We start from the raw sequence: 19,545 nt of genomic DNA, 5'->3' as shown, positions 1-19,545 counted from the left end.
GACGAAAAGCGGGAAAGCATACCTGTTTTACCTTTTACGGTCAATCACTTATGCTTGCGTCCGCGCAACGCCGCATCACACCTGACGATTCACCGACCCAATCGACCATGCCGGATACCGTTTGCCGCCTGCCGCGGCTGATTCTCGCCTCCAGTTCCCGCTACCGCCGCACGCTCCTCGAGCGCCTCGGCATACCGTTCGACGTCGTGTCGCCCGACATCGACGAAACCCCGCTCGCCGACGAAACGCCCGCCGCGACAGCGCTGCGGCTCGCGGCCGCAAAGGCGCGGGCCGTTGCCGCGGCCATCGATGCGCCGGACGGCGTGCTCGTGATCGGGTCGGACCAGGTCGCGACGTTCGACGGGCTGCAGATCGGCAAGCCGGGCACGCACGAGCGCGCCCTCGCGCAGCTCGTGTCGATGCAGGGTCGCGACGTCGAGTTTCACAGTGCGCTCAGCCTGTACGACAGCCGCACCGGCGAAACGCAGAGCGAGGACGTCGTTACGCACGTGCGCTTTCGCACGCTGCCGGAAGCCGAACTCGATGCGTACCTGCGCGCGGAAACGCCGTACGACGTCGCCGGCAGCGCGAAGTCCGAAGGGCTCGGGATAGCGCTGCTCGACGCGATCGACTCCAGCGACCCGACGGCCCTCGTCGGCCTGCCGCTGATCGCGCTCACGCGGATGCTGCGCGCGGCCGGCTACCCGGTGTTCGCTCACCAAGGAGATCGCGCATGACGGCCGGCACGCTTTATCTCGTCCCGAACACCCTCGGCGAAGGCGATGCATCGATGCTCGCCGCCGTGCTGCCCGCGGCCGTGCAGGCGCGCGCCGGCACGCTCGGCTATTACATCGGCGAGAACGCGAAAACGACGCGCGCGTTCCTGAAGAAGATCGGCACGACTCGGCCAATCCAGGAAATCGAGATCCGCGAACTGAACGTCAACACGCCGGCCGGCGAGATCGACCGCCTGCTTGCGCCGGTGCTGGCGGGCGCGGACGCCGGGCTCGTGTCCGAGGCCGGCTGCCCTGCGGTTGCCGATCCCGGTGCACTGCTCGTGCGTCGTGCGCACGAGCGCGGCGTGAAAGTCGTGCCGCTCGTCGGACCGAGCTCGATCCTGCTCGCGCTGATGGCGTCAGGGCTGAACGGCCAGAGTTTCGCGTTCAACGGCTATCTGCCGGTCGATGCGACCGCACGCGCAAAGCGTCTGCGCGAGCTCGAGCAGTTGTCGCGCAAGGCGCGCCAGACGCAAATCTTCATCGAGACGCCGTACCGCAATCACGCGATGCTCGACACGCTGGTCGCGACCTGCGCGCCGTCGACGCAGATCTGCGTCGCGGCCGACCTGACCCTCGAAACGGAGACGATCGCGAGCCGTTCGGTGGCCGACTGGAAAAAGGCGCCAGCGCCCAATCTGCACAAGCGTCCGGCGATCTTCCTGCTGCTCGCGAACTGACGCGCGCGCCCGCAGCCGTCACGGCGGCGCGGCGAAGCGGCGTTGCGCCCGGCCGTGTTCGCCGCCCGCGCGGACCGGCGGGCGGCCGCTCAGCGCAAGTTGAACGACGCGCCGCCCGCGGCGAGCGCCTTCATCGCCGCACCGCCGACTGCCGCGCCGAACTTGCGCGCAACGCGGTTGGTCAGGCTTTCCTTCACCGTATAGTCGACGAGGTCGGGCGCCTTCAGCACGTCGCGCGCGACCGTATCGGTCGTGCCATAGCCGTCGGCAAGACCGAGTTCGACGCTTTTCTCGCCCGTCCAGAACAAGCCGGAGAACATGTCGGGCGTCTCATGCAGCCGCTTGCCGCGGCCATCCTTCACGGCCTTGATGAACTGCGCGTGAACCTGATCGAGCAGTTCCTGTGCATGGGCGTCCATCTTCGGCGTCTCGGGCGAGAACGGATCGTAGAAGCCCTTGTTTTCGCCCGATGTGTGCAGGCGGCGCTCGACGCCGAGCTTGCCCATCAGGCCCGTGAAGCCGAAGCCGTCCATCAGCACGCCGATCGACCCGACGATGCTCGCCTTGTCGACGAAGATCTTGTCGGCTGCCGACGCGATGTAATAACCGCCGGATGCGCACATGTCGGTCACGACCACGTACAGCGGCTTGTTCGGATACTTGTTGCGCAGCCGGCGGATCTCGTCGTAGACCATCCCGGCCTGCACCGGGCTGCCGCCCGGGCTGTTGATCCGCAGCACGACGCCGGCGGTGCCGTCGTCGTCGAACGCGGCATCGAGCGCCGTGTTGATGTCTTCCGCGTTCGCGTTGGTGCCGGCCGCGATCTCGCCGTCGATCGTGACGAGCGCCGTATGGCGCCCACTCGTCGAGAACTTCGCGTCGCTCGAGAAATCGATCAGCGCGAACGCGAGCAACACGAACACGCCGAGGAACGCGAAACGGAAGAAGATCTTCCAGCGCCGCGCCGCGCGCTGTTCCTTGACGGCCGCGAGCGCGATCCGCTCGAGCGCCGCGCGCTCCCAGGTCGGTTCGCGGCTGTCGGAACGGGACGAGGAATCAGGAGTATTCGGTAGGTCGGCCATGCAGTGGTGTCGTCAATCGTTCGTGGCGGGAGCGGCCGGAGCCGCAGGACGCAGGTCGGCATCGGGCACCCAGAATACCGCACGGCCGTCGGGCGTGTCGCGCTCGTCGACTTCGACCGGCCGCAGACGGCCGCCGCGGCACGGGCCGCCGACGCATTTGCCGGTATCCGGCGCGTAGATCGCGCCATGCGTCGCGCACATCAGATAGAGGCCCGACGATTCGAAAAATTGCCCTTCGGCCCAGTCGAGTTCCATCGGCACGTGCGCGCAGCGGTTCAGATAGCCATAAGCGCGGCCGTCGTAGCGCACGAAGAAGACGACCGCCTGTTCGCCGCGCAATGTTGCGTCGACGCGCACGCCGGTGCCGCCGTCGATCAGCGCATCGGATGCGCACACGCGTACGGCTTGCGGCGCGCCGCTCATGCGTGCTCCCGCAGCCATGCGGCGAGCGCGACGACGTCCGGCGCAACGAAGCGCGGCGCCAGCGCGGCCAGCGCATCGGCCGTGTGCGCGCCATACGAGACGCCGACACCGGCCGCGCCGGCACTCGCGGCCATCTGAAGGTCGTGCGTCGTGTCGCCGATCATCACCGTGCGGGCAAGATCCTGCCCCAATTCGCGGGTCAGTTCGTGAAGCATGGCCGGATGCGGCTTCGAGAAAGTCTCGTCTGCACAGCGTGTTGCATCGAACATGCTCGTCAGCTTCGACTGATCGAGCACCCGGTTCAGCCCGACCCGGCCCTTGCCGGTCGCGACCGCGAGCAGGTAGCCCAGGTCGCGCAGCTCTGCGAGCAGTTCCCGCACGCCGGCAAAGAGCTCGATGCGCTGGTCGTCGAGCAGATAGTGATAACGATAGCGCTCGGCGAGCCGCGGGTAGTCGGATGGATCGAGGGTCGGAGCGGCAATCTGCAGCGCATCGCGAAGGCCGAGCCCGATGACGTAGCGGGACGCCTCGTCGGACGGCTTGGGCAGGCCGAGATCGCGGCACGCGGCCTGGATGCTGTACGCGATGTGCGCAGTCGAATCCATCAGCGTGCCGTCCCAGTCAAAGACGATCAGATCAAATTGCTGTCGAGCCATGCGAAGTCAGGCGGTATCGCGCAGAGCGCTGAGTTGGTCGAGAAAGCGCCTGCATTCGTCGGGCAGCGGCGCGTCGAACTGCAGCGCGTCGCCGGTCAGCGGGTGCGCAAGCTTCAGGCGGTGCGCATGCAGGAACATCCGTTTGAGCGATGGCTGCGCGTTCGCGCGCGCCAGCGCCTTGTTCAGTGCAAAATCGCCGTACTTGGCGTCGCCGGCGATCGGCAGGCCAAGATGCGCGAGGTGCACCCGGATCTGATGGGTGCGACCGGTTTTGAGTTCCGCTTCGACGAGCGCGTAACCGGGCCACGTGTCGAGCAGGTTGAACACCGTATGCGACGGCAGTCCGTCGTCCTGCACGCGCACGCGCCGCTCCCCTTCCGGGGTCGAATACTTGAACAGCGGCGCTTTCACCGCGCGGCGCCGACCCCAGTCGGGCTGCCATTCGCCATGTCCGCATGCGAAGTACCGCTTGTCCATCCGGTTTTCGCGGATCTGCTCGTGGAGGCCGACAAGCGCCGAGCGTTTTTTCGCGAGCATCAGGATGCCGGACGTCTCGCGATCGAGCCGATGCACGAGTTCGAGGAATTTCGCGCGCGGACGCGCTTGGCGCATCTGCTCGATTACGCCGAACGCGACACCGCTGCCGCCATGCACCGCGACCCCGGCCGGCTTGTCGATGACGAGCATTGCGTCGTCTTCGTAAAGCACGTCGAAGTGGGCGGGCGGCACGATCGGCGTGTCGGCGCGCGCGAGATCGGCGGCCGCGACGCGAACCGGCGGCACGCGCACGAGATCGCCGAATGCGAGGCGGTACTGCGCGTCGACCCGGCCCTTGTTCACACGCACTTCGCCGCTGCGCAGGATCCGGTAAATATGGCTCTTGGGCACGCCTTTACAGACGCGCAGCAGGAAGTTGTCGATCCGCTGACCGGCCGAGTTTTCGTCGATCTGGATCAGCGATACCTGGCCGCTTGCGACCGAATTCTGGGATATTTTGCCTAACTCATTCATACTGAATATAATTTTGCCCAGCCTGACGTTGAGGGTGGCCTGACAGGCCGGCCCCGGCTGAATCGGGCAAGGCGCAAGCGCAAACTGCTATTTTACTTGCGCCGGGGGTCCGCTGCTCGCCCCTAACCAAAGAGATGCAGCAAGTTGCACGCACGGCGCCGCCCGTCGGCAAGGATCGTGCCCACAGGCGGATTCGGTCGGCAAGGCGCCGCGGTAACGGAAAGTTGGTTGAAAAGAATTTGATCGGCAGCCCGACGGCGCGAAGTGTGTCCGCAGGCTGCCGGTTGCGAAAATTACGGCGTTGCGCCCGATTTGGCCCCGCGAAGCGTGCGGGGCTTGGCGACGTCAAACCAGGGAAGTACACCCCAGGCGGGAAAGTCGGGCTGGATTCGATACTCCCCGCTGCGGCCCAAGCCGCAGCATCTGCCGCCCGTCGGCGCGCGCGACGCATTGCGCGCGCCCCGTGGCAGTGCCCCGGTCTCAGGCTTAGCGCGCTTTTGCAGCGTGCGGTGTGTGGACGCCGTGCTTTGAAGCCGTGTTCGCAGGTGCCCTATGGCCGCCGGCCCCGTTTTTCGGGCCCAAGCGCCTCTTCAGGCAATTCTCCCCGCCATCCTTCCCGCTCCAGCGTGCTTGTGACAACACAACAAGGCGCGGCCTGCCGTCGTTCCCGCCCTCGCGACTGACAACCGCGAGGCGCCGGCAGCAGAGCCGCCTGGAGTCGTTCATGAAACGCATGCTGTTCAATGCGACGCAGCAGGAGGAGCTGCGCGTCGCCATCGTCGATGGGCAGAAGCTCATCGACATCGACATCGAGACAGCCGGGCGCGAACAGCGCAAGGGCAATATCTACAAAGGTGTCGTTACCCGCATCGAGCCGTCGCTCGAAGCCTGCTTCGTCAACTACGGCGAAGACCGCCACGGCTTCCTGCCGTTCAAGGAAGTCGCCCGCCAGTACTTCAAGGAAGGCATCGACATGCGCTCCGCGCGCATCCAGGATGCCCTGCGCGAAGGCCAGGAGCTGATCGTCCAGGTCGAAAAGGAAGAGCGCGGCAACAAGGGCGCAGCCCTCACGACGTTCATCTCGCTCGCCGGCCGCTATCTCGTGCTGATGCCGAACAACCCGCGCGGCGGCGGCGTCTCGCGCCGGATCGAAGGTGACGAGCGCCAGGAACTGCGCGAAACCATGGCGCAGCTGCAGATTCCGGACGGGATGAGCATGATCGCCCGCACCGCAGGCATCGGCCGCAGCGCCGAGGAACTGCAGTGGGATCTGAACTACCTGCTGCAGCTGTGGCGCGCAATCGAGGCGGCATCGCAAAGCGGCAATCCCGGCCAGCCGATGCTGATCTATCTGGAATCGAGCCTCGTGATCCGCGCGATCCGGGACTATTTCCAGCCGGATATCGGCGAAATCCTGATCGACACGACCGAGATCCACGATCAGGCCCGCGCATTCATGGACATCGTGATGCCGGACAACGTGTCGAAGGTGAAGCGCTACCACGACGACGTGCCGCTGTTCTCCCGTTTCCAGATCGAGCACCAGATCGAGACCGCGTACTCGCGCACGGTGCCGCTGCCGTCGGGTGGCGCGATCGTGATCGACCACACCGAAGCGCTCGTCGCGATCGACGTGAACTCCGCACGTGCGACCAAGGGCGCAGACATCGAGGAAACGGCGACCCGCACGAACCTCGAAGCGGCCGACGAAGTGGCCCGCCAGTTGCGCCTGCGCGACCTCGGCGGCCTGATCGTGATCGACTTCATCGACATGGAGTCGGCGAAGAGCCAGCGTGAAGTCGAGCAGCGCCTGAAGGACGCGCTCAAGCACGACCGTGCACGCGTGCAAATGGGCAAGATCTCCCGCTTCGGCCTGATGGAACTGTCGCGCCAGCGACTGCGCCCGGCGCTGTCGGAAGGCAGCCACGTGACGTGCCCGCGCTGTAACGGCACCGGCCACATCCGCGACACCGAATCGTCCGCACTGCAGGTGCTGCGGATCATTCAGGAAGAAGCGATGAAGGAAAACACCGCGGCGATCCACTGCCAGGTGCCGGTCGAGGTGACCGCCTTCCTGCTGAATGAAAAGCGTCAGGAAATCAACAAGATCGAGTCACGCTTCAAGGTCGGGATCGTGCTGATCCCGAACAAGCACCTCGATACGCCGCACTACAAGCTCGAACGCCTGCGCCACGACGACGCGCGCCTCGACGATCCGCGCGCATCCTGGAAAATGGCCGAGGAAGCCGCTCGCGAACTGGAGTCGGAAACCGGCTACAGCAAGCGCGCAGCCGACGTGAAGCCGAAGCAGGAAGCGGCGGTCAAGGGCATCACGCCCGAGCGCCCGGCACCGAGCCCGGCACCGCAGCGCCCGGTCGAGCCGGTTGCGGCGCCCGCGCCGGTCGTCCCGGCAAGCGGCGGCTTCATCGGCTGGTTGAAGGGTCTGTTCGGCATGTCGCCGGCTCCTGCGCCCGCGCCGGTTGCGCCGGCACCCGCGAAGGAACAGGCTGCACGTCCGGCCCGTGAGCGGACCGAGAAGACCGAGCAGCGCGGCGGCGATCGCAACCGCAACCGTCGCGGCAGCGCGCAACAGGCGCAGGGCGGCCGCGATCAAGCCGCGGCAAGCCGCGACAAGCCGCGCCAGGAACGCGAAGGCAAGGAAGCACGCGAGCCGCGTGAACCCCGCGAGGGTCGTGAACCCCGCGAGGGTCGTGAACCCCGCGAGGGTCGCGAACCGCGCGAAGCCCGCGAGCCGCGCGAAAACCGTGAAGGTCGTGAGGGCCGCGAAGGTCGCGAGGGCCGTGGCCCCCGCGAAGGCCGCGAAGCGCGCGAGCCGCGTGAAAGCCGTGAACCGCGCGAAAATCGCGAACCGCGCGAGCGCACCGAGCAGCCGGAAGCCGTCGAAGCAGCCGGCCGCGGCGAACGCCAGGAACGCGGCGAGCGTCGCGAGCGCGGTGAGCGCCGCAAGCCGACGCAACATGCGGCTACGCTCGAGACCGTGACCCGTGGCGAGAACCATCCGGAAGTCGACGCCGAACAGGCCGTCGCAACCGCCCTGCCGGGCGCCGAAGTCGCTGCCGACGCGGAAGCCGGTGCACGTGACGGCGAGGAACGTCGCCGCCGCCGCCGCGGTCGTCGTGGCGGTCGTCGCGAGCGCGAAGACGAAGGCGCAGTCGTCGAGCATGGCGCCGACGGTGAAGCCGCCGTGCAGGCCTTGACGACGGCAGACCCGAGCGCGATCGAGCCAGCCCACACGGCCGCACCGGCCGCGGTGGCAGCTGTCGCCGCAGCAGGCGCCGCGATTGCCGAAGCCGCAGTCGAGCAGCGCGCCGAAGCACCGGCGCCGGCACCGGCTGCAGTCGAGCCGCAATCGGCACCGGTTCGCGTCGAAGCGACGCCGGTCGCGCCGATTGCGCCGGTCGAGCAGCCCGCGCCGGTCGCGCCGGCAGCCGAACCGACCCCGGTCGCAACGGTCGCATCGGCCGCCGCAGCGGAGGCGGGTCCGGCTCCGGTCGAGGTGTCGCCGACCGACGCGTTCGAAGTGCCGGCCACGGAAGTGCCGGCCGCGCCGGTTGCCGTCGAAGTGCAGCAGTCCGCGCCCGTCGAGCAAGCTGCACCGGCCCCGGTCGCCGCGGCCGAAACGGCTCCGGCAGCTGTCGAACCGGCTCAGGTTGAAGCCGCACCGGTGCAAGCCGCTGTCGCACCGGCACTGGCGTCCGACCAATCGGCTGCTGCCGCCGCTCCGTCGAGCCTCGATGCCGTGCTGCAACAAGCGGGCCTCGTGTGGGTGAACACGGATGCCGACAAGCTTCGCGCCGCGCAGGAAGCCGCGTCGCGCCTGCCGCGTCCGGTTCGCGTGCCGCGCGAACGCAAGGCGCTGCCGCCGGTCGACCCGACCCCGATGCAGCAGGTCGAAACGTCGCAGCGTTAAGCGGCGCCGCATCGACCGACCACGAAAAGCCCGCCGCAGCCCGGCGGGCTTTTTCTTTTCCGCGCTGCGGGTTTGCGCCCACCGGCCCGGCCAGCCGCTTGCGGCTAGAATAGAGATCTAGCTCGCACTTCCTCCAACATGTCCCGACGCATCATTCCTCTCACCGACGTCAGCGGGATGCCGGATGTCTCCGGCGTCGCGCACGCGCCCGAGGGCGCCCTGGCCGACAGGTTCGCCCGGCCGCTGCGCGACCTGCGCATCTCGGTGACGGACCGCTGCAACTTCCGCTGCGTGTACTGCATGCCACGCGACGTGTTCGACAAGAATTATCCGTTCCTGCCGCACAGCGCGCTGCTCACGCACGAAGAAATCGAGCGGGTGGCACGGCTGTTCGTCGCACACGGCGTCGAAAAGATCCGAATCACCGGCGGCGAGCCGCTGCTGCGCAAGAACCTCGAATTCCTGATCGAACGCCTCGCACGCCTGACAACCCACGACGGCCGTCCGCTCGACCTGACGCTGACCACCAACGGCTCGCTGCTCGCGCGCAAGGCTCGCGCGCTGAAGGACGCCGGCCTCACGCGCGTGACGGTCAGTCTCGACGCACTCGACGACGCGCTGTTCAAGCGCATGAACGACGCCGACTTCGCGAGCGCCGACGTGCTCGACGGCATCTTCGCAGCGCAGGCTGCGGGCTTGGCGCCGGTCAAGGTCAACATGGTCGTGAAGCGCGGCACCAACGACGGCGAAATCCTGCCGATGGCCGAACGCTTCCGTGGCACCGGCGTGATCCTGCGTTTCATCGAATACATGGACGTCGGCACGTCGAACGGGTGGAACATGACCGAAGTGCTGCCGTCCGCGGACGTCATCGCGCGGATCGCCGAGCGGTTCCCGCTCGTAGCGCTCGAGCCGCACACGGCGGCCGAAACCGCGCAGCGCTGGGGCTATGCGGACGGCGGCGGCGAGATCGGCGTGATCTCGAGCGTCACGCGGGCATTCTGCGGCGACTGCACGCGCGCGCGGCTGTCGACCGAGGGCAAGCTGTACCTGTGCCTGTTTGCATCGACCGGGCACGACCTGCGCGCGCTGGTGCGCGGCGGCGCGAGCGACGCCGAGATCGCGACCGCGATCGCCCGGATCTGGCAGGCCCGCACCGACCGCTATTCGCAGCTGCGCGGCAGCACGGCCGCCGATGCCGCGGCCGACGGCGCGGGCAAGCGCGTCGAAATGTCGTACATCGGCGGCTGACGCGCGCCGGCTCCCCGGACTTCCCGCGATGTCCGCTTCCGTCTCGCCTTCCGTCGCCGCCCTGCTGCTCGCGGGCGGCCGCGCGACGCGCATGGATGGCGCCGACAAGGGCCTGCAACTGCTCGACGGCACGCCGCTCGCGCTGCACGTGCTGCGGCGGCTCGCGCCGCAGGTCGACGAAACGCTGATCAGCGCGAATCGCAACGCCGATCGGTACGCCGAGCTCGGCGCGCCGTTCGACGCGCGCATCGTCGCGGACGAGACGCCCGATTTCCCCGGCCCGCTCGCGGGCCTGCTCGCCGGGATGCGCGCGGCACGGGCACCGCTCGTCGCGTGCGCGCCATGCGACACGCCCTATTTGCCCACCGATCTCGTCGTGCGGCTGCGCGCGGCGCTCGACGCGCAGCACGCCGATATCGCGATGGCGGTGACCGTCGACGCACAGCGAGCGCGCTCGCCGCAACCGACCTGCGCGCTGCTGCGGACGTCGCTCGCCGACGACCTCGCCGCCGCACTCGCGACCGGCGAACGCAAGGTCCGTGCGTGGTACGCACGCCACAAGACGGTCGAAGTCGAGTTTCGCGACGAGCGTGCGTTTTACAATGCCAACTCCTGGCAGGAACTCGCTGCGCTTGCCCGCCGCTGACGGCCTGCGGCACCGTTCCCGCCCGCCGCATGCGCCTGCGCGCTCGGGCGCCGTCGTCGCGCCACCGGCCACGAACCCGATACGCCTTGCAGCGCAGTCCCACTGATGATCACGCACTCCTCGCCCGCCTCCCGAACCGCACCCGATTCCGCAGCCCCGCTGTCGCTCGCTGACGCCCAAGCGCTCGCGTGCCGATTCGCAGCGCCGGTCGACGCGTGCGAGACCGTGTCGCTGCATGATGCGCTGGACCGCGTGCTCGCGTCCGACGTGAACGCGCCGTTCGACATTCCCGCGTACGACAACTCGGCGATGGACGGCTATGCGTTCGACGGCGACGCCGCGGCGCTCGCGGCGGCAGCCGACATCGCGCTGACGATCGCCGGCGCCGCGTATGCCGGCCATCCGTTCGACGCGGCGGTCCCGCCCGGCGGATGCGTCCGCATCATGACCGGTGCGCCGATGCCGGCAGGTTGCGACACGGTCATTCCGCAAGAACGCGTGCACGTGGACGGGGACGTTGTCCGCTTCGCGCCGCGCGATGTCGCGCGCGGCGCAAACTGCCGCCGGGCCGGCGAGGATCTCGCGCGCGGCGCGTGCGCGCTCCCCGCCGGCCGCATCCTGCGCCCGTCCGATCTCGGGCTGCTCGCGTCGTTCGGCCTGCGCGAGGTCACGGTGCGCCGTCGTATACGCGTCGCCGTGTTCTCGACCGGCGACGAACTGCGCGAACCCGGCGAGCCGCTCGACCGCGGCGCGCTGTACGACAGCAATCGTGGGATGCTGATAGCGATGCTCGAACGGCTGCACGTCGACGCACTCGATTTCGGGATCGTCCGCGACGATCCGGCCGCACTCGAGCGCGCGCTGCGCGACGCCGTCGCGGCCCACGCCGACGCAGTGATCACGTCGGGCGGCGTGTCGGTCGGCGAAGCCGACTTCACGCGCGACGTGATGGCGCGGCTCGGCGACGTGACATTCGCGAGCCTCGCATTGCGGCCCGGCCGGCCGCTTGCCGCCGGCACGCTCGCGCGCGCCGGCCATGCCGGCCATGTGCTGTTCTTCGGGTTGCCCGGCAATCCGGTCGCGTCCGCCGTGACGTTCTACGCTATCGTGCGCCCCGCGCTGCTGACGCTTGCCGGCGCGCACGCAGCGCCGCCGGCGATGTATCCGGCCCGCAGTACGCAGGCGCTGAAGAAGCGCGCGGGCCGCACCGAATACCTGCGCGCGATCGCGACGCGCGCGGCGGACGGCGAGTGGCACGTCGCGCCGACCGGCTCGCAGAGCTCCGCATCGCTGAGCGGCCTTGCAGCCGCGAACTGCTTCATCGTCCTGGGCCACGATACCGCGGCAGTCGACGCGGGCGCCCGGGTCGACATCCTGCCGCTCGACGGCCTGGTCTGAATTCCAATCGGTATATCTCTACGGGGGCAATCCGCACATGAAGAAACAAATCTCGTCGATCGCCGCGGGGCAGACCGCGAAGGCGCTGATCCTCGTCTACCTGACGTTCAGCGTGCCGATCGTGCTGCTCGGCATCCTGGTCGCGTACATCCGCTACGGAATGGTCGAATTGAGCACGATCCTGAGCGCTCTGCTGCTGAACGCGATCCTCGGTTTCGTGCTGCTGTGGATCGCCTGCCACGCATACAACTGGGTCGCGTCGCGCTTCGGCGGCATCGAGATCGTGCTGTCCGATCCGCCGGAGGAAGCGTGAGCAACGTGCCGCTGATCCGCGCGGCGGAACTACGCGACGTAGGCGCGATTCTCGCGCTGATGCGCGAGCTGGCCGAGTTCGAGAAGCTCACGCACCTGTTCGTCGCCACCGACGCCGATCTTGCCGACGCGCTGTTCGGCGCGCACCCCGCCGCCGAAGCGCTGGTGGCTGAGCGCGACGGCGCGGTGGTCGCGTACGCGCTGTTTTTCCACAACTATTCGACGTTCCTCGGGCGTCGCGGCCTGTATCTCGAGGATCTGTACGTGCAGCCGTCGCAACGCGGCTCCGGGCTCGGCACCGCGATGCTGCGGCACCTCGCAGCACTGGCCGTCGAGCGCCGCTGCGGCCGCTTCGAATGGTCGGTACTCGACTGGAACACGCCCGCGATCGACTTCTACGAGAAGATGGGCGCTACCGTGCTGCCCGAGTGGCGCATCGTGCGAGTCACCGGCGATGCGCTGGATGCGCTCGCCGCACACTGAACGCCGGCCGGCTACGACGCCGGCACCGCTGCAAAACGAGACGGGCGCCGCGGCGCCCGTTTTTTATTCCCGCCGATTTCGGCCGCACACGCGCTGCGTCATGCGTCGTCGGCATCGGCGCCATCCGCGGCGTCCGCGCCGAGCAGCCCGGCCGCCGTCTCGCCCGGCAACGCCTCGACCTGCTTCAGCTTGCGGTTCATCACGCGAGTGCGCTGCTCGGCCGCCTCGATCGAGCGCGTGACCGTTTCGAGTTGCGCTTTCGTGCGCGCAAGCACGTCGCCGAACTTGCCAAACTCGGTCTTCACCGCGCCGAGCACCTGCCACACCTCGCTCGAGCGCTGCTCGATCGCGAGCGTACGGAAGCCCATCTGCAAGCTGTTCAACAGCGCGGTCAGCGTGGTCGGCCCGGCCACCGTCACCCGGTAGTCGCGCTGCAGCAGGTCGGTCAGCCCCGGACGGCGCAGGATCTCCGCATACAGTCCTTCGGTCGGCAAGAACAGCAACGCGAAATCGGTCGTGTGCGGCGGCGCGACGTACTTCTCGGCGATCGTGCGCGCCTCCATCCGCACGCGCGCTTCGAGCGCCCGGGCGGCTTCCTCGACCGCGACCGAATCGGCGCGCTCCTGCGCATCGATCAGCCGCTCGTAGTCCTCGCGCGGGAACTTCGCATCGATCGGCAGCCATACCGGCGGCGCATCGCGCGTACCTGCGTCGCGCCCCGGCAGCCGAATCGCGAATTCGACGCGTTCGCCGCTCTTGGGCACCGTCGCGACGTTCTTCGCATACTGATCGGGCGTCAGCATCTGTTCGAGCAGCGCCTCGAGCTGCACCTCGCCCCACGTGCCGCGTGTCTTCACGTTCGTCAGCACCTTCTTCAGATCGCCGACCCCGGCCGCGAGCGTCTGCATCTCGCCGAGTCCGCGGTGCACCTGTTCGAGCCGGTCGGACACGAGCTTGAACGATTCGCCGAGCCGCTGCTCGAGCGTCGCATGCAGCTTCTCGTCGACGGTGCGGCGCATTTCCTCGAGCTTCGCCGCGTTGTTCGTCTCGATTTCCTTCAGCCGCTGCTCGAGCGTCGCGCGCACTTCACCGATCCGCCGATCGTTCGCCTCCGTCAATTGCGTGAGCTGCCTGTTCAGCGTGTCGCCGAACAGGCGCAGTGCGACGGTTTGCTCGTCGCGCGCCTGCTGCGCCTGGCGCTGCGCGCTCTCGCGCATCGCATCGAACTGCTGCGCGTTCGCGGCGACGAGCTTGCCGAGCTGCTGCGCGAAACCGTCGATCTGGTTGTTCTGCACGGTCGCGATACTCGTCAGCTGCGTCGCGAGCGTCTGCTGAAGCTGCGAGAAATTACCGGCCAGCTCGGTGCGCGAGCCGCGGGCGTTCTCGACAATCTCGCCGCGCAACTCGCGTTCGAGTCGCTCCAGCGCCAGCGCCTGCGCGTGCGCGGCGTCCTCGATCTGGTCGCCGAGCACAGCCGCATCGTCGTGACGGCCGCCGCGCATGATCGCGACGATCGCCACCGCGAGCGCGACGGCCAGCACGACGACCGCCGCCAGCAACAACGTCGTCGTCATGCGCGCGACTTCCCGATCACGTCAGGGTTGATCGGATTCGGCGGCCGCCCCGCGCGCGGCCCTTCGCCGAGCGCGGCAATCAGGTTGTCGGCCGCGAGGTTTGCCATCGCGCGGCGCGTCTTCTCGGTCGCGCTCGCGATGTGCGGCGTCAGCACCACGTTCGGCACCTCGAGCAGCGCCGGATGCACGCTCGGCTCGCCTTCGTACACGTCGAGGCCGGCCGCGGCGATCTGCCCGTCGCGCAGTGCGGCGGCGAGCGCCGCGTCGTCGACGATGCCGCCGCGCGCGATGTTGGTCAGCGTCGCGGTGGGCTTCATCTTCGCGAGCTCGGCCGCGCCGATCGTGTGATGGTTCTCCTTCGTGTACGGCAGCACCAGCACGACGTGATCGGCGCGCGCGAGCAGCGCGTCCTTCGACACGTATTCGGCATTCAACTCGGCTTCGATCTCCGGCGCGACGCGCGAGCGGTTGTGATAGATCACCTGCATCCCGAAGCCGCGTGCGCGGCGTGCGAGCGCCTGGCCGATGCGCCCCATACCGATCACGCCGAGCGTCGAGCCGTAAATGTCGTTGCCGAGAAAGCCGTCGTACGCCCACTTCTGCCAGTGGCCAGCGCGCAGCCAGTGCTCGGATTCGGCGATTCGGCGCGCGGCGGCCATCATCAACGCCCAGCCGAAATCGGCGGTCGATTCGTTCAGCACGTCCGGCGTGTTGGTGCCCAGCACATTCGCTGCATTGAACGCAGCCATGTCGAAATTGTTGTAGCCGACCGCCATGTTCGACACGACGCGCAGGCGCGGCGCCGCCGCGAGCACGGCCGCGCCGACCGGGTCGCCGGCAGTCAGCGCACCGTCCTTGTCGGCGAGACGCGCGGCGAGCGCGTCGGGGCCGAGCGCGTCGCCGTTGTTCCAGTCGACTTCGAAATACTGCTCGAGCCGTTCGATCACGTCCGGAAAAATCGGACGTGCGACCAGGATCTTCTGCATCGCCATCTCCGCATGCCGCGGCCGGAGCGCGGCGCGACGTGCGCCGCCGGATCCACCCGCGCTTGGTTGAAAATCGTCAGCCTACGCCGTGAAGAAGATCCACGACGTCAGCAGGAATACCGGCACCAGTATCACGAGCGCCCAGCCGAGATACGCGAAGAAGCTCGGCATCTTCACGCCGCGCGATTCCGCGATCGCCTTCACCATGAAGTTCGGCGCATTGCCGATGTAGCTGTTCGCGCCCATGAACACCGCCCCCGCGGAAATTGCGGCGAGCGTCGTCGCACCCGTCGTCATCAGCGCTTGTGCGTCGCCGCCCGCGAGGTTGAAGAACACGAGATAGGTCGGCGCGTTGTCGAGGAACGACGACAGCAGGCCGGTCGCCCAGAAGTACATCGCATCGATCGGCTTGCCGTCGGGCCCCGTCACGAGATGGACGACCTGCGCGAACGCACCGTCGGCGCCCGCTCGCAAAATCACGATCACCGGCGCAATCGTCACGAAGATGCCCGCGAACAGCTTCGCGACTTCCTCGATCGGCGCCCAGTTGAATGCGTTGCCGTCGCGCGCCGAACGCGGCGTCAGCGCGAGCGACACGAGTGCGACGACGACGAGCGCGACGTCGCGCACGAGGTTCTGCAGCGCGACGTGCGTGCCCCACACGTCGAACGCGACGTCCGGTTTCCAGATGCCGCTCATCAGCACGAGGCCGATCACGGCCGCGAGCAGCACGAAGTTGATCTTGCCGTCGATCGACAGCGCGGTGTCGTCGGGTGTCGGGTCGAGCGCGGCCGGCCGCTCGTCGCCCTTCCGGTAGAAGTACGTATCGACCGCGAAGAACAGCGTCAGCAGCACCGCACAGATGAACAGCATCGGCAGCGCCAGGTGCGTGGTCGTCCAGAAGAAGCTCACGCCGTTCAGGAAGCCGAGGAACAGCGGCGGATCGCCAAGCGGCGACAGCGAGCCGCCCGCGTTTGCGACGAGGAAGATGAAGAAAATCACGACGTGCACGACGTGCTTGCGGTTGTCGTTCGCACGCAGCAGCGGCCGGATCAGCAGCATTGCGGCGCCGGTCGTCCCCATCACGCTCGCGAGCAGCGTGCCGAGCGCGAGAATCGCGGTGTTCAGCTTCGGCGTGCCGTGCAGGTTGCCGTTCACGCAGATGCCGCCGGCGACCGTATACAGCGCGGTCAGCAGCACGATGAACGGGATGTACTCTTCGAGCAGCGCGTGCACGAGCGTGCCGAACGCGGCGCCTGTGCCGAACGCGGCCGCGAACGGCACGAGGAATGCGATCGCCCACGCCGCGGCAATCTTGCCGAAGTGGTGATGCCAGAACACCGGCGCGACGAGCGGAAACACGGCGATCGATAGCAGGATCCCGGCGAACGGGATCCCCCAGAGTGCGGACAGCGTGGCACCGTCGAGCGTGGCGGCCGATGCGAGCGCGGGCGCGACGCCAAGCGCGGCTCCCGACGCCATGCCCGCCCAGGCGGCATGTCGTTTCATGCAGAACTTCCTTGTGCGAGTAAGAGGAATGGCAGCGGGCGCGTCGTCATGCGCCGCGCACGATGATCGCGTGAACGCGGTACGGGCCGTGGGCGCCGAGCACGATGGTCTGTTCGATGTCGCCCGTGCGCGACGGGCCCGATACGAAGTTGACCGCACGCGGCAGTTGCCCGCGCTCCGCGCGAATCAGCGCGAATGCGTCTTCATGGCCGGCCACGATGCGCGACGCCGGCACGATCGCGATATGCGTCTCCGGCAACAGGCCGGCCGATGCATAGGTGTCGGGGCCGGACAGCAGCACCAGCGACCCCGTTTCGGCGGTCGCGCAGAAGCAGCCGGTCACGCCGACCAGATCGCCGTCGCGCGGCTTGCGGCATTCTACCGACAGGCCGGCGCCGGCCCAGTCGAGCTCGGCCAGCGTGCGCCACGCGACGGCCTGCATCGGCAGACCATGAGCGGCAAGATAACGGGCGGCGGCGGCAGGCACGTCGGCCAGCGTCGCGACTTCGTCGACCGTGGTCGACAGGCGCCCCGCTTCGTCGACGAACGCCGCGACGAGATCGGCGGGCACGGGCGGGCGCGGCCCTTCGGGATGACGGGCGAGATAGTCGGCGACGCCGTCGCGCTCCGCTGCATCGGGTTCGGCCGCGCGCCCTTGCGCGGCGCGAATGCGCGCGAGGATCTGGCGACGGGCAGCGGAAGTGTCCATGAACGGTCCTCGTGACGGTGGCGTGCGATACGTCGGATTATACCGGCCGCCCCCGCCGCCACACACCCTCAGCCGAACGGCCGGCGCTTACTTCGACGCGTCTTCCTCGGCCGGCTGCGCGATGCCGAACACCTGGCGCAGGTACGCGAGATACGCCTTGTCGTCGCACATGCTCTTGCCGGGCGAATCCGACAGCTTCGCAACCGGCTGTCCGTTGCAGCGGACCATCTTGATCACGATCTGCAGCGGCACGTAGCCGAGGTCGTTCGTCAGGTTGGTGCCGACGCCGAACGCGAGCTTGCAGCGGTTGCGGAACCGTTCGTACAACTGCATGACTTTCGGGATGTCCAGCGCGTCGGAGAACACGAGTACCTTGGTGCGCGGATCGCAGCGATTTGCCTCGTAGTGGCGCAGCATGCGCTCGCCCCACTCGAACGGGTCGCCCGAATCGTGGCGCGCGCCGTCGAACAGCTTGCAGAAGTACATGTCGAAGTCGTTCAGGAACGCATCCATCCCGTACACGTCGGACAGCGCGATTCCGAGGTCGCCGCGATACTCCTTCGCCCACATCTCGAAACCGTAGGTTTGCGAATCGCGCAGCCGCGGGCCGAGCGCCTGACACGCCTGCAGGTATTCGTGCGCCATCGTGCCGAGCGGCGTCAGGCCGTGCTTCATCGCATAGAACACGTTGCTCGTGCCCGCGAACTGCGGCCCGAGCCCGTCGCGCAGCGTGAGCGCGACCTCCTCGTGCCACACCTTAGAGAAGCGCCGGCGCGTGCCGTAGTCGGCGATCTTGCAATCGGCGAACTCCGGTTTCGCGCCGAGCAGCTTGATCTTCTCGCGCAGCCGTTCGCGGCCCTCGCGGTAGTCGGGCTCGCGCTGCGTGTTGCGGAAGTAGACCTCGTTGACGATCGCAAGCACCGGGATCTCGAAAAGGATCGTGTGCAGCCACGGACCCTCGATCACGATGTCGATCTCGCCGTTGCCCTTCGGCGAAGGCGTGATCGAGATGTACTTCTCGTTCAGGTGGAACAGCGCGAGGAACTCGACGAAATCGCTCTTGATGAAGCGCATGCGCCGCAGGTAGTCGAGCTCGACGTCGGTGAAGCGCAACGAGCACAGTCCGCGCACCTCGTCGCGGATCTCGTCGATGTACGGCACGAGATCGACGCCGGGCGTGCGGCACCGGAAGCGGTACTCGACGTTTGCGGCAGGAAAGTGATGCAGGACGACCTGCATCATCGTGAACTTGTAGAGATCCGTGTCGAGCAGCGAAGTGATGATCATGATTGCGGCACCGCCAATATCGTGACACGGCCACGGCGCACCGCGCGCCGCCCGGTCTGCCGGCCATGTTACCCGAATGCGGGCCCGACCATCGTGAAACCGCCGGCCTGCCCGCTGCACACGACGCGCCGCCACCGCCCCATAAACTAATCACGAAACGATATAAGCCGGAAAGCCGACCACGCGATGCGGGTTTTGCGCTTCAGTTACAATGCCGCTTTTGGCGCAAACGCCACCCCATATATACCGCCAAGCAGGAGCGTTTTGATGACTCACGTTGTGACCGAAGGCTGCATCAAGTGCAAATACACGGATTGCGTGGATGTGTGCCCGGTGGATTGCTTCCGTGAAGGTCCCAACTTTCTCGCCATCGATCCGGACGAGTGCATCGACTGCGCCGTGTGCGTCGCCGAGTGCCCGACCAACGCGATCTATGCCGAAGAAGACGTTCCCGGCGACCAGCAGCAGTTCACTGCATTGAACGCTGAGCTGGCGAAGAACTGGCCGTCGATCACGAAGACCAAGCCGGCACCGGCCGACGCGGACGAGTGGAAGGACGTGCAGGACAAGCTGCACCTGCTCGAGCGCTGATCGCGCCCGCGGCGTCGTAAAATTTTTTGTACGTCGCCGCTCAAAGGTGTTGACAGGTTAGCCAACGCTCCATACAATCTCGTTTCTCTGCTGTTGTTGTTTGTTCCCCGATAGCTCAGTCGGTAGAGCGCCGGACTGTTAATCCGTAGGTCCCTGGTTCGAGCCCAGGTCGGGGAGCCAAAAACACAAAAGCCCGTTGCTGGTAAGCGGGATTTTTGTTGGTGACCAAACACACGCAGA

The 19,545-nt window shown here is 67.6% G+C and carries 18 protein-coding genes and 1 tRNA gene; 10 read left to right on the top strand and 9 right to left on the bottom strand.

The features are described from left to right. Nucleotides 1–107 precede the first annotated feature (107 nt). Both KDW55_RS01585 and KDW55_RS01580 read left to right on the top strand, forming a co-directional pair. Nucleotides 108–737: a Maf-like protein gene (locus KDW55_RS01585; protein ID WP_040143752.1), complete on the top strand. Its 630-nt coding sequence runs from the start codon at nt 108–110 to the stop codon at nt 735–737. Further along, entirely contained in the window at nt 734–1,456 is a 723-nt protein-coding gene (locus KDW55_RS01580; RefSeq protein WP_069241134.1) for an SAM-dependent methyltransferase, read from the top strand. Before KDW55_RS01585 ends, KDW55_RS01580 begins: the two co-directional genes overlap by 4 nt. Nucleotides 1,457–1,545: 89 nt before the next feature. Here KDW55_RS01580 and KDW55_RS01575 read toward each other — a convergent pair whose 3' ends face one another. Genes KDW55_RS01575 through KDW55_RS01560 form a run of 4 tightly spaced genes read right to left on the bottom strand, consistent with a single transcriptional unit; the run spans nt 1,546 to nt 4,628 of the window. Continuing rightward, nucleotides 1,546–2,538, bottom strand: a complete 993-nt coding sequence (locus KDW55_RS01575) for a S49 family peptidase (protein WP_040143750.1) — start codon at nt 2,536–2,538, stop codon at nt 1,546–1,548. A gap of 12 nt (nt 2,539–2,550) precedes the next feature. Beyond that, nucleotides 2,551–2,961, bottom strand: a complete 411-nt coding sequence (locus tag KDW55_RS01570) for a Rieske 2Fe-2S domain-containing protein (RefSeq protein WP_040144908.1) — start codon at nt 2,959–2,961, stop codon at nt 2,551–2,553. Further along, a complete protein-coding gene (locus tag KDW55_RS01565; RefSeq protein ID WP_040143749.1) occupies nt 2,958–3,617 on the bottom strand; it encodes an HAD-IA family hydrolase in 660 nt (219 codons plus the stop codon). The genes KDW55_RS01570 and KDW55_RS01565 overlap by 4 nt, the downstream gene beginning before the upstream one ends. 6 nt (nt 3,618–3,623) lie before the next feature. Continuing rightward, nucleotides 3,624–4,628 carry an RluA family pseudouridine synthase gene (locus tag KDW55_RS01560; RefSeq protein WP_040143748.1) on the bottom strand — a complete coding sequence of 335 codons (1,005 nt, stop codon included), beginning with the start codon at nt 4,626–4,628 and terminating at the stop codon, nt 3,624–3,626. Nucleotides 4,629–5,352: 724 nt separating this feature from the next. On the opposite strand from KDW55_RS01560, the gene KDW55_RS01555 reads away from it, so the two are divergent. The 6 genes from KDW55_RS01555 to KDW55_RS01530 all read left to right on the top strand — a co-directional run bounded on the left by KDW55_RS01555 (nt 5,353) and on the right by KDW55_RS01530 (nt 12,649). Then, entirely contained in the window at nt 5,353–8,559 is a 3,207-nt protein-coding gene (locus KDW55_RS01555; RefSeq protein WP_212159849.1) for an Rne/Rng family ribonuclease, read from the top strand. A 138-nt stretch (nt 8,560–8,697) separates the two neighbouring features. After that, complete coding sequence (moaA, locus tag KDW55_RS01550; protein WP_212159848.1) at nt 8,698–9,810, top strand: GTP 3',8-cyclase MoaA; 1,113 nt, start codon at nt 8,698–8,700, stop codon at nt 9,808–9,810. Nucleotides 9,811–9,838: 28 nt separating this feature from the next. Then, complete coding sequence (gene mobA / locus KDW55_RS01545) at nt 9,839–10,456, top strand: molybdenum cofactor guanylyltransferase MobA (RefSeq protein ID WP_209821540.1); 618 nt, start codon at nt 9,839–9,841, stop codon at nt 10,454–10,456. A gap of 105 nt (nt 10,457–10,561) precedes the next feature. Continuing rightward, on the top strand, nt 10,562–11,854 hold the full coding sequence (gene glp, locus KDW55_RS01540; RefSeq protein WP_212159847.1) for a gephyrin-like molybdotransferase Glp: 1,293 nt from the start codon (nt 10,562–10,564) through the stop codon (nt 11,852–11,854). 37 nt (nt 11,855–11,891) lie between these two features. Further along, nucleotides 11,892–12,167, top strand: a complete 276-nt coding sequence (locus KDW55_RS01535; RefSeq protein ID WP_006476519.1) for a hypothetical protein — start codon at nt 11,892–11,894, stop codon at nt 12,165–12,167. Beyond that, the gene (locus KDW55_RS01530; RefSeq protein WP_040143743.1) at nt 12,164–12,649 is read left to right on the top strand and encodes a GNAT family N-acetyltransferase; all 486 of its coding nucleotides are present in this window, start codon (nt 12,164–12,166) and stop codon (nt 12,647–12,649) included. The genes KDW55_RS01535 and KDW55_RS01530 overlap by 4 nt, the downstream gene beginning before the upstream one ends. Before the next feature lie 98 nt (nt 12,650–12,747). Here KDW55_RS01530 and rmuC read toward each other — a convergent pair whose 3' ends face one another. The 5 genes from rmuC to pncB form a co-directional block, all read right to left on the bottom strand. Next, on the bottom strand, nt 12,748–14,223 hold the full coding sequence (rmuC, locus tag KDW55_RS01525) for a DNA recombination protein RmuC (protein WP_040143742.1): 1,476 nt from the start codon (nt 14,221–14,223) through the stop codon (nt 12,748–12,750). Beyond that, entirely contained in the window at nt 14,220–15,209 is a 990-nt protein-coding gene (locus KDW55_RS01520) for a D-glycerate dehydrogenase (RefSeq protein WP_212197801.1), read from the bottom strand. Before KDW55_RS01520 ends, rmuC begins: the two co-directional genes overlap by 4 nt. An 81-nt stretch (nt 15,210–15,290) precedes the next feature. Further along, a complete protein-coding gene (locus tag KDW55_RS01515) occupies nt 15,291–16,718 on the bottom strand; it encodes a sodium:proton antiporter (RefSeq protein ID WP_069241128.1) in 1,428 nt (475 codons plus the stop codon). A gap of 46 nt (nt 16,719–16,764) precedes the next feature. Further along, nucleotides 16,765–17,427, bottom strand: a complete 663-nt coding sequence (locus KDW55_RS01510; protein WP_040143740.1) for a lactate utilization protein C — start codon at nt 17,425–17,427, stop codon at nt 16,765–16,767. Between the two features lie 87 nt (nt 17,428–17,514). Further along, nucleotides 17,515–18,714, bottom strand: a complete 1,200-nt coding sequence (gene pncB, locus KDW55_RS01505; protein WP_040143739.1) for a nicotinate phosphoribosyltransferase — start codon at nt 18,712–18,714, stop codon at nt 17,515–17,517. Nucleotides 18,715–18,981: 267 nt separating this feature from the next. Between pncB and fdxA the strand changes: the two genes are divergently transcribed. Together fdxA and KDW55_RS01495 are read left to right on the top strand one after the other, a co-directional pair. Continuing rightward, nucleotides 18,982–19,305: a ferredoxin FdxA gene (gene fdxA / locus KDW55_RS01500; RefSeq protein ID WP_009688972.1), complete on the top strand. Its 324-nt coding sequence runs from the start codon at nt 18,982–18,984 to the stop codon at nt 19,303–19,305. 104 nt (nt 19,306–19,409) lie between these two features. After that, nucleotides 19,410–19,485 (top strand) — tRNA-Asn (locus KDW55_RS01495). The last annotated feature ends 60 nt before the right edge of the window (nt 19,486–19,545 follow it).

This window comes from Burkholderia sp. AU19243 (assembly GCF_018148075.1).
Classification (GTDB): domain Bacteria; phylum Pseudomonadota; class Gammaproteobacteria; order Burkholderiales; family Burkholderiaceae; genus Burkholderia; species Burkholderia latens_A.
The sequence above is the reverse complement of the archived record's forward strand: the minus strand, read 5'-3'. Positions and strand labels throughout refer to the sequence as shown.

Excerpts from the sequence above, each read along its gene's own strand:
- rmuC (WP_040143742.1), bottom strand. The coding sequence starts at position 14,223 with ATGACGACGACGTTGTTGCTGGCGGCGGTCGTCGTGCTGGCCGTCGCG.
- KDW55_RS01535 (WP_006476519.1), top strand. The coding sequence starts at position 11,892 with ATGAAGAAACAAATCTCGTCGATCGCCGCGGGGCAGACCGCGAAGGCG.
- KDW55_RS01560 (WP_040143748.1), bottom strand. The coding sequence starts at position 4,628 with ATGAATGAGTTAGGCAAAATATCCCAGAATTCGGTCGCAAGCGGCCAG.
- KDW55_RS01580 (WP_069241134.1), top strand. The coding sequence starts at position 734 with ATGACGGCCGGCACGCTTTATCTCGTCCCGAACACCCTCGGCGAAGGC.
- KDW55_RS01510 (WP_040143740.1), bottom strand. The coding sequence starts at position 17,427 with ATGGACACTTCCGCTGCCCGTCGCCAGATCCTCGCGCGCATTCGCGCC.
- KDW55_RS01520 (WP_212197801.1), bottom strand. The coding sequence starts at position 15,209 with ATGCAGAAGATCCTGGTCGCACGTCCGATTTTTCCGGACGTGATCGAA.
- KDW55_RS01555 (WP_212159849.1), top strand. The coding sequence starts at position 5,353 with ATGAAACGCATGCTGTTCAATGCGACGCAGCAGGAGGAGCTGCGCGTC.
- KDW55_RS01575 (WP_040143750.1), bottom strand. The coding sequence starts at position 2,538 with ATGGCCGACCTACCGAATACTCCTGATTCCTCGTCCCGTTCCGACAGC.
- KDW55_RS01585 (WP_040143752.1), top strand. The coding sequence starts at position 108 with ATGCCGGATACCGTTTGCCGCCTGCCGCGGCTGATTCTCGCCTCCAGT.
- glp (WP_212159847.1), top strand. The coding sequence starts at position 10,562 with ATGATCACGCACTCCTCGCCCGCCTCCCGAACCGCACCCGATTCCGCA.
- KDW55_RS01515 (WP_069241128.1), bottom strand. The coding sequence starts at position 16,718 with ATGAAACGACATGCCGCCTGGGCGGGCATGGCGTCGGGAGCCGCGCTT.
- KDW55_RS01565 (WP_040143749.1), bottom strand. The coding sequence starts at position 3,617 with ATGGCTCGACAGCAATTTGATCTGATCGTCTTTGACTGGGACGGCACG.
- pncB (WP_040143739.1), bottom strand. The coding sequence starts at position 18,714 with ATGATCATCACTTCGCTGCTCGACACGGATCTCTACAAGTTCACGATG.
- mobA (WP_209821540.1), top strand. The coding sequence starts at position 9,839 with ATGTCCGCTTCCGTCTCGCCTTCCGTCGCCGCCCTGCTGCTCGCGGGC.
- moaA (WP_212159848.1), top strand. The coding sequence starts at position 8,698 with ATGTCCCGACGCATCATTCCTCTCACCGACGTCAGCGGGATGCCGGAT.
- KDW55_RS01570 (WP_040144908.1), bottom strand. The coding sequence starts at position 2,961 with ATGAGCGGCGCGCCGCAAGCCGTACGCGTGTGCGCATCCGATGCGCTG.
- fdxA (WP_009688972.1), top strand. The coding sequence starts at position 18,982 with ATGACTCACGTTGTGACCGAAGGCTGCATCAAGTGCAAATACACGGAT.